The sequence below is a fragment of the bacterium genome, from assembly GCA_030652805.1.
Taxonomy (GTDB): Bacteria; JAHJDO01; JAHJDO01; order JAHJDO01; family JAHJDO01; genus JAHJDO01.
Genome location: JAUSPT010000013.1, coordinates 1 through 9487 on the forward strand (window position 1 = coordinate 1; position 9487 = coordinate 9487).

The 9487-nt window shown below is 37.4% G+C and carries 5 protein-coding genes; all 5 read left to right on the top strand.

Features of this window, described 5'->3' with window-relative positions; genetic code table 11:
- The first annotated feature begins 126 nt into the window (after positions 1-126).
- Positions 127-6099, top strand: coding sequence for an LPD38 domain-containing protein (locus Q7J67_00735; GenBank protein ID MDO9463822.1), 5973 nt, complete (start codon positions 127-129; stop codon positions 6097-6099).
- 10 nt (positions 6100-6109) lie between these two features.
- Positions 6110-6424, top strand: coding sequence for a hypothetical protein (locus Q7J67_00740; protein ID MDO9463823.1), 315 nt, complete (start codon positions 6110-6112; stop codon positions 6422-6424).
- Positions 6424-8079 carry a methyltransferase domain-containing protein gene (locus Q7J67_00745; GenBank protein MDO9463824.1) on the top strand — a complete coding sequence of 552 codons (1656 nt, stop codon included), beginning with the start codon at positions 6424-6426 and terminating at the stop codon, positions 8077-8079. Before Q7J67_00740 ends, Q7J67_00745 begins: the two co-directional genes overlap by 1 nt.
- A gap of 23 nt (positions 8080-8102) precedes the next feature.
- On the top strand, positions 8103-8873 hold the full coding sequence (locus Q7J67_00750) for a class I SAM-dependent methyltransferase (protein ID MDO9463825.1): 771 nt from the start codon (positions 8103-8105) through the stop codon (positions 8871-8873).
- 2 nt (positions 8874-8875) lie between these two features.
- Positions 8876-9487 (top strand): hypothetical protein (locus tag Q7J67_00755; protein ID MDO9463826.1); only part of this gene is annotated, 612 nt, incomplete at its 3' end.

Below are 9487 nucleotides of genomic sequence, written 5' to 3' on the forward strand. Positions count from 1 at the left end.
GTATCAAGGGCCAGAGAAGACACCGGAGGATTAAGTAGTGCAATAGCGGCAGAGCTATTATCTCTTCCTCGCACAGACCAAGTATATCCAATGGGCAGTAGCAATATCGACCTGAGAAAACGGGTTATGAAGGAACTAACAGGGAAGGATCTGCCATTTTCTAAGATAGGTGCTGGAGCTGTACGAGACGCACTATTAAAAGCCGCCGGTCTTACCAAAGAAGGCAAAGCTGTTGTTGAATATGAAGGCGAAATAAGAACATGGCTTAAATCATTAGAAGCCAAACCAACCGGAGAACTGCCTAAGTATGCCACCAAGAAGGTTACTTTTCAAAAACAGTTAAAGCCAGAAGAAATAGAGGCTATAGAAAATACAGAAGGCGCAGTTTTAGATAAAAATGGTCTTTCATTAGATGTCGTACGTTACCAAAAGCCAGAACAAGCAGGTGAACTTTCTATCAGAGAAGGAGTTTTCTTTTTACCAGAAAAAAAGAGTCCTTATAAAAAATACTACACAACAGGTAAAATTGGATATGGAGGGAGTGAAAGGTTAGAAGGGCGTACTACTTATCGTAATCCATATATGGTCAAGGCATCTTCAGGGGGCAGAGCGCCTAAACTTGTTTATAATTTTATTAACGGTAAAGGTGCTTATGAAAAAATGCGTTCAGACGTTCTAAGAAATGCTTGGACAAAAGGCTTTATTCACAGACCAGATTATAACGGTGTGTCTAATTTATTAGAAAAATATGGTGGCAACTCAGATTTAACAGACGCAATAATAGAGGTAAGCACAAAAGGCAATACACTCCCTTATGCTATTCAAGAACATATTGTAGCAAGTTCTGTCCGAAAAGCAGGATACGATGCAGTTATTGGTTACAATAAAATAGGTGGCAAGATAAGATTGTCTGAAGTCTTTGATGTTAGACCTTCAAGATACCCCTCTAAAATTACATGGGAACATTATTTTGAAGATTTCTATGGACAAGAAAAACCTAAACCTACAGATGTTGTTTATGCCACCAAAGAAGTCAAGCCACAGAAAGCCATTTGGAAAGAAATTTTAAAAGAAGAAAAATTAAACTTACCAGAAGGAGAAATAGGCGATTTTATATTAAATTATGCTCGGATAGCCGATCCTGATTTGTTTATTTCAACATCTGAGATAAAAACTATTGCTATAGATTTAAACTCTAAAATCAAGAAAACAATAGGAAGACTTGAAACAGGTGAGATTGAAGTAGAAAGCCCGCCTGCAATGATAGAAGATTTAAAAAGTGCATCGAAAGGATTAACCGAAGAAATAAGAAACAAGGATGCTAACAACAGAGCAGGATTAATAGTAGAAATAGATAACATAGTTTCAATTAGTCATCGTGTGGATAGTAATATTTTGCCTGTTATCTTTGATTTAGGAGACGGAATAACGGATAGATGGGCAGTAATAAAAGACATCGACAATATTTTAGATTATTTAGCATCTTCAAAAGTAAGGACAAGTAAAGATTTTATTGACAAATTTTATGCTACTAAACAATCCATCTCCGACAGTAACATAACCATATCTCAAGTAAGAGACCTATTCAAACCCCTTCATTCCGGACTGACTCAAGACGATAATGTTTGGGTAAAACTCCGAGGCGGATACGGCTTCCAAGTTAAGAACGTACAATCCATCGCAGAGAACGAACTTGCCTTTGAAATTGGCCGTGGTCGTATGAAAACAGATGGCGAATTAATTGCCGGTAAGTTTGAAGACGATACAATAGAGATAGTCAAAGGAATAGGGGACAGGTGGACGCTTACAGAAGAAGGAATCCACATGTCCGAAAAGGCAGGTCTTATTAGGTCTGATGAAGTATCAGCTCTCACACGCAAAATAAAGTGGCTTGCCCGGGCAGGTAAATTTGAAACACAGAATAAAAACGATATAGGTGGCTTCGAGGATCGGGCAAAGTTCATAATTGAAGGTCTGCATAAGAGGGCAACTTATACCGGAACAACTCAAAAGATACTTAACAAAATAGCTGATTTTATAGATTCATTGGTTAATCTTTTCAAGGCTACTTCGAGGGGGGTAACAAGAGCCTTTGAAAGTGGAGAAATCTTTCAGAGAGAAGCAGAAACTTCAGGCATTAATCAGTTTGCTCAGGATGTGAGTTTCTCTTTGAAGAAGGCTATTGCTAATATTCGAGATAATCCTAAGTTCAATAAATGGTTTAAAAAGAGTCAAGTTGTGGATAAAAATGATAATCCATTGCCAGTTTATCATGGGACTAAAGCTATAATTGACAAATTCAAACATGACGAAAAAAGGTTTGATGATAGACTGATATTCTTTAGCAAAGACCCGGCATTTGCGGAAGAATGGGCAAGAGGCCGACAACCCAATAAGCCATCAAGAAATTATAGTTGGACTGACCAAGACCAGAAAAACTTAGACAAACACTGGAAGGACTTTCATAAGATTTCAGATGAATTATATAAAACAGATAAAGTTAAATGGACTGAAAAATATGATAAATTAAGAGCAACAGAACCAAGAACAAGATATACTGAAGAAAGAGAAGCTGATGTCTCCATATATCCTGTATATATCTCAGCTCAAAACATATTTAATCCAATGAAAGATTATAAAGTAGTTGAACCATTACTAAAAACTATGGAGGGTATGCAGGGTGTTATAGAAAAAGGACTTCATAAAGAAGGTAATTGGATTGTATATGAGCGCAAGGACGTTATCGATCTGCTTGAATCAAAAGGTTATGATGGAATTTATATAAAAGAATCAGCCTTTTCTGGCGCACCACATGATACGATAGCGGTATGGGAACCAACCCAAATAAAATCTATATTCAACACTGGAGCATACGGATTAGATGAGCCTGATATAATGTATGCCGTAGCCGGTAAGCCAACTAAAAAGCTGACTGTTGCTGAAAAAATGCTTGGACTAAGAAAACCCAAAGAAAAAGATATAATTGAAACTTATAAAGAAAAACACATAGCTTTTGAACCTAAAAAATTAAGTCTTACAAAGGAAAATGCCAAAGATTTTATTGCAAAAACTTACACTAAATTTGTCTTTAAAGAATATCCTGCAATTAGATTAGCAGAAAAATCTAAAGACCCTAAAGCTATTCAGCGGGTCCAAGACCAAATAAACAGGGTGTGGGGCAAGGGTGGTATTGTAGAGGTTTTTGTAGCCGGTAAGGGGCCACACAGATTAGATGTTGAAGGCAAGCCTGTATATATCGAAAATACACAGTCTCTTAAAGAAATAGTTAAAGACCTTAATCCTCAAGAATATGAAGATTATGAAACCCTTAGAATAGCTGAAAGAGATGTTGCTCTTGCCAGATTCAGACCCGATATAACAGGAACAGATATTGAAGCATCGACTCAAGTTATCAACGCACTTGAAAGAAAGTACGGAGATAAAATTAAGAAACTTCGAGACACTTCCAAAGCCCAAAGGAAATATGATGATATTCTCTTACAGCTTTTAGTTGAAGAAGGCTGGTTGTCTAATAGGATTTACGAAACTATAAAAGCAAGACCGGAGGCTGAGTTCTACGCTTCGTTTTTACGAGAAATGGAATCTGTCGGAGAGCAGGTTTTTGGTGGTAAAGACCCCCTTAAAAAAATTAGAGGCTCTGAACTTAGGAAAATACCAACTATTGAATCGTCTATTTCTAATACATATAAGACAATTAAATTGTTAGAAACAATAAAGCTTAACAAAGAAATAGTTAATCTTAGAAACCTGACCCCTGATCTTACTGAGGTTATTAAAGAGGTTAAGCCTCATTATATCCCAGTAAAACAAACATTAGAAGCTGAAGTTGACCCTAAAATGAGAGGGGAACTTGATGAAGTTACTAAAGGGCTTGGAGCAACTGTAGAAACTTTAAAAAAAGTAGGCCGTGGTAAATTAGGGCGGTTTATTCACGAAATGAGAGGTCTTGGACTTACTGATGAAGAATCAAATAGAATTGAATTAAAATTTGCTACTACTGAAAAAACATACGCACATGAATTGGGGCATTTAATTGACAGAAAGTTTGACTTGCAGACCCTACTCATAAAAGGCAGGGGAGAAGAATACGCAACAATTAAGAAAGAATTAAGAAAAATAGCAGACCAAAGAGCAGCGGATGATAGTTCTGCTTATTATAAAAAATACATAAGAAAACGTACAGAACAAGTAGCTGAATTTGTCTCAAGATACTTAACACAACCCGATCAAGCAAGGAAATTAGCTCCGGCTGCTGTAAAGAAATTAGAAGAATTCTTTAATTCCAAACCACAATTAAGAAAATTATTGACAATACGACCTTCGGGACAAGCAATTTTAGCCAAAATGTCAGATGTTTTATTTGCTAAGTCTCCAATACCGCCTAAAAATACAATCATAGTTCCTGTAAATGGCATGAAACATTATTGGCAAATACCAGCAGATGTTCACAAAGCTATAGACTATTACTCACCACAAGAAATGAGCATGGTTATAAAGATTCTATCGGGGCCTGCTCGCCTTCTTCGTGCTGGTGCAACTTTATCTGCTGAATTTATTATGCGTAACCCCATAAGAGATCAGTTTACAGCAATGGTATATTCTAAATACGGGTATATACCTTTTTGGGATTTGGGTCGAGGATTTTTTGAATTAATGAAAAAGGGTGATCTTTATCAAGAATTCAAAGCGGGCGGTGGTGAACAAGCATACTTTACCAGCATGGATAGAACCACCTTAAACATGACTACTAAAGATATTGTTGGTTTTAGGAAAGGATTAAAAACATATAATCCTATTGAATACCTGCGAATAGCCTCAGAAGCGATGGAAAAGGCTACCAGATTGGGGTTATATAAAAGAGCAAGAGCTAAGGGCGCAACTGTTCCAGAAGCAACTGCAGCGGCAAGAGAAAGCACACTAGACTTTCGCAGGATAGGAGAGGAGCGCAGAATTAACCAGATCATAGCTTTTTGGAATGCTAATGTTCAGGGCATAGATATAATGCGTAGGAAAATACACAAATATCCAGGACGTACTTTATTAAGACTCACAATGGGAATAACCCTTCCTTCAATTGCTTTATGGTTATATAACAATAGTGATGATGATCGAAAAGAACGATACAACGCCTTGCCAGGATGGAGAAAGAACTTTTTCTGGAATATTATCATTGAAGATATGCCAGTAATTTCTTTGCCAAAACCTTTTGAATTAGGTCTTATATTTGGTTCTTTACCGGAAAGAATTTTAGATTATATTGCTCTTAACGATCCAAAAGAATTAAAGACTATAGCTCAATCAATAAAAGACGGAACTATGCCAGGACTTATTCCTACAGCGGCCTTACCCATACTTGAAAATATGACCAATTGGAGTTTTTTTATGGAGCGTCCAATTGAAAGCGAAACGATAAAAAGACTTCCTCCGGGCCAAAGGGCACATCAATACACAAGCATTGCTCTCAAGAAATTTGGAAAAGCAATGGATATATCACCTATTAAAATGGAAAATTGGGTTAGAGGATGGACTGGCGGTTTAGGAAAATTTGGACTTGATATTATAGACCCATTATTTAAAACAGATGAGATACCAGAAGTTACAAAACATTGGTACGAAGTAACACCTGGGCTTAAAGGATTTATTGGTAAAGAATTTGTTGGTGGAAAAGATATAACCAATTTTTATGATAATCTTGAAAAAATAACACAAGCAGAACAAGGGTTTAATTTGTTATTTAAAACAGATAAAGAAGAAGCGGATAAGTTTAATAAGAAAACTAATGGAATCAAAAGATTTGCGACTTCATTCAGGAAGACATCTTTAAAGATAGGGAAATTACGAAAAAGAAAATCAGTTATAATGGAATCTAAACAATATACTTCTGATAGAAAGCGTGAACTTGTTGACGAGATAGATAAGAAAATGACAGTGATTGCAAGATTAAGAAATGAGACACTATTAAAACCAATAGGCAGGCAACTGATTCCAGGGATGGTTTCATGGGAATCAAAGGAAAAACCAATCTGGCAAGAGTCAGTGTTTGGAAAGAAATTACCTTGGCAAAAAACCACATTTTAAGGAGAATATTATGGCAAACGTTAGTGCTCCATTCGTTTCCGTTGGATCGGCAATTGTGGGTGTTGTTGAACAAGTTATTGTACCCGTAAGTTGGACGGCAGTTTCAATACCCGCTGACAAAACATGTAAAGAATTAATTATTAGCGAACGGTCAGCGATAAGCTGGAGATTATCTGCCAACTCTGATGGAAGTACATTCTTTACAGTAACAGGGCCTTTATCTATGGAAATTTTCGGCTCAGCAGGGCAGGTTCTGTTTTACGCTCAGACGACTGCTATTTCTGGTGGCGGTTCTGGTTTATTAGAAATTATGCTGGTGAATTGATGATTTCAATGAAAGAACATGTTAAAATTGTCGATTTAGATGTTAGAGCTCAATGTGAGATTTCTTCTCAATGTAATATTTTATTGATCAATACACTGGGTGGCATTGGTGATATTCTTTGTACTCGTTTAATATTTGAAGACTTAAAACAAGTGCCGAAGATAGGAAAGATTACTTTTGCAGTTCCATGTAAGTATTTATCCTTAATCGAGGATTGTCCATTTATAGATCATATCTTAGCAGTAGAGGATTTGAAGCCAAACTGTTATAATCAATATATTTTAGCTAAAGATATAACACAAGTTCCAGGAGAGATAGAATGCAGAACGATGCCCAATGTAACTGAAAATCGAGCTGATATTATAGCAGGATCGATTGGTTTAAAATTAAAAAGTCATCAGGGGCATCTTACTTTTACTGACCAGGAAATAAAATGGGCACAAGAGTATATTGATCAATTTGGAAGTAATAAAAAAATAGGAATTGCTCCTTTTTCAACACATCTTTCAAAGGATTTGGATATATCCTTGGTTGAACAATTAGTTCTTTGGTGCCAAGATAAAGATATTACATCTCTCATTTTTCATAATAAAGAAGTTAATATTGAAGGCGCTGTAATAATTAAAGATTTAACTTTGCGACAGTGGATGGCAGTAGTTTCTTTATTAGATGCTGTAGTAACAGTGTCAACAGCTATGTTCTGGATTTCACAGCTTACTTATAGACCTACTGTTGCTGTTTTTGGATGTGAAGATCTTCAGGTTTTTGGTAAATATCATTTAAACTTATTGTCTGTCCAACGAAGGTCTATTAGAAACATACTAAAATATGCTTCTATAACAGCAAAGCAAGAAGAGATTAAAGAATTCCAGGGAGAGTGGTCGTATTGTCCTTGCTGGGATGCAAGAAAATGTGCCTTTAAAAAATGGAACGACTATCCCCCGTTATGTCTTGAATCAATAAAAGCGGACAAAATTATTGAAAAAATTGAAACTCTTCTTGATGCGCCGAATTTAACATCATGCTTTGATGAAAACTATTTTATGACGCATGGACATCTCGGTTGGTATGATGGAAGTGCGTGGGGAATCCAGAACGAATTCCACAAGAAATACGCAGAGTTTCTCTTGACGGTATTACCGGCAATCCCCGGGAGGTTGCTTGACGTGGGAGGGGCATTCGGAGATTTGGTATATCATTTGCGAGAACAAGGTATCGATGCGTATGGAGTGGAAATTTCCGAGTACGCGGTTGAGCATAGGCATGTACAGACCTTATATCAAGCTGATGTCTCAGAGAAAATCCCTTTTGCTTCAGAATTTTTCGATATGGTCATATCCCGGGATTGTCTGGAGCATATTCCAGAGGGAAAGATATCCGCAACCTTGTTGAATATCAAAAGGGTTTTAAAAATTGGAGGCATGGCTTTTCTGGCAATTGCAACCAATTTTAGAGACAAGGAAACCAAAAAACGATCTAATAAAATATTCAGAGATGCAACGCATGTGACCATCCGTGATTCCACGTGGTGGATTAAGAAATTGGAGCAAACGGGGATGGTAGAAGATCGGGAAACAAGCCGACGTGCTATGGAGTATCCGTTAGCACACGATAATGATTGGAAGATTTTTGTATTTAGAAAAGAGCAGATTTAGCTGGGGGATGGAAGGATCGGAAAATGCTATTGGTCAATAAAATATTTGAAGAGCGGGATTTTCGCTGGCTGCCTGCCATAGATGACATTGACATAATACGTACACTCATGCGAAACGTTGGTCTTTCGCCAGGTTGGGATAACTCGAAAGCATGGGAAATCTCAATGATCTATGAGGCAGTAAAGCGTTGTTATGTTGGAACAAAATTTCTTGACATCGGAGCCGGCCAGGGAATTTTGCCGGTATTATTGAGCACAAAGGGGTACACAGTAACCTGTATTGATACCAAACCCGTGCCGGCGTTTGTGGAATGGTCCAAACAGCTAAGTATAAAAAATGATGAAGGTACTATATTTTCCTTACCGTATCCCGACAGTAGTTTTGATGCAGTAACAAGCGTCTGCGTATTAGAACATATCGCATCATTCCCAGGAGAACCAGAGCGTTGGGCAGAGATAGTTAATCCGACATTGGATGCTCTAATGGAGATCGCAAGGGTATTGAAAACCGGCGGATTAACTAGTCATACAGTCGATTTTTATTTTCCTGAGACGAAAAGCAATTTTGCAGCATATACTAAGAGAATTTTGCTTGAACTTTTCAGTCGCCTTGGTCATGTTTTCAAGGTGACGGGGAAAGTAAACTATGATGTAGATATTGACACCTATTTTTTGATAAATCATCGAGTTCATGAACCGGGGGAAGGTCTGGACAAAGATTTGGACAGATTAAAGCAAGGACTTCTTCCAGAATTTCCTATGACCAAAGCCATCTTTACTTTGCAAAGGATTTGACCATGAAAAAGTTTTTTTTCATTCACGAAGTAAATTGGGAACAAATTATTGGAAACCCCGATGGTTATTCCCAAAATGTAATTAACTGGATAAGGATATTCAGAAATTGGCAGGAGACTACCGAAACCGCTCATTGGGCGGAAACTAAGAGTACATCGGAATATTGTGACCAGTTCGAGGCCGTTATGTTCTGGCTGTTGTGTGAACCGGACAATGAAAAAAAACACGATAAATTTCTTGAAATGTTATCGGGCATTAAACACGCTAAAACAATCGTATATGTTGATGGAGTCGTGGGATGGCAGATGAATCCTTATCCTGTCGCTCTCAAGAAAAAATTTATGGATATTATGTCCATGGCGGATTTTGTTTTTTGCTACGGGCACCCGGAAAGCGACAGTTATTGGCGGGTACTATGTAGAGGATCGGATATTTACAGAATCGACAGACCATTTCCAGTCAGCGTCGGTAAAGTGCATAATATTGAAATTCCTTGGGATGTAGAGGATCAGAAAAAATATGCATTACTGCAATCGCACAAAGGAATAGTCGGGGTAGGAAAATCATTGCAGAACATAAACGAGGAGAGAAATGCTATTTGCAGTCTGGCAGTG

Excerpts from the sequence above, each read along its gene's own strand:
- Q7J67_00735 (MDO9463822.1), top strand. The coding sequence starts at position 127 with ATGAAGGAACTAACAGGGAAGGATCTGCCATTTTCTAAGATAGGTGCT.
- Q7J67_00740 (MDO9463823.1), top strand. The coding sequence starts at position 6,110 with ATGGCAAACGTTAGTGCTCCATTCGTTTCCGTTGGATCGGCAATTGTG.
- Q7J67_00745 (MDO9463824.1), top strand. The coding sequence starts at position 6,424 with ATGATTTCAATGAAAGAACATGTTAAAATTGTCGATTTAGATGTTAGA.
- Q7J67_00750 (MDO9463825.1), top strand. The coding sequence starts at position 8,103 with ATGCTATTGGTCAATAAAATATTTGAAGAGCGGGATTTTCGCTGGCTG.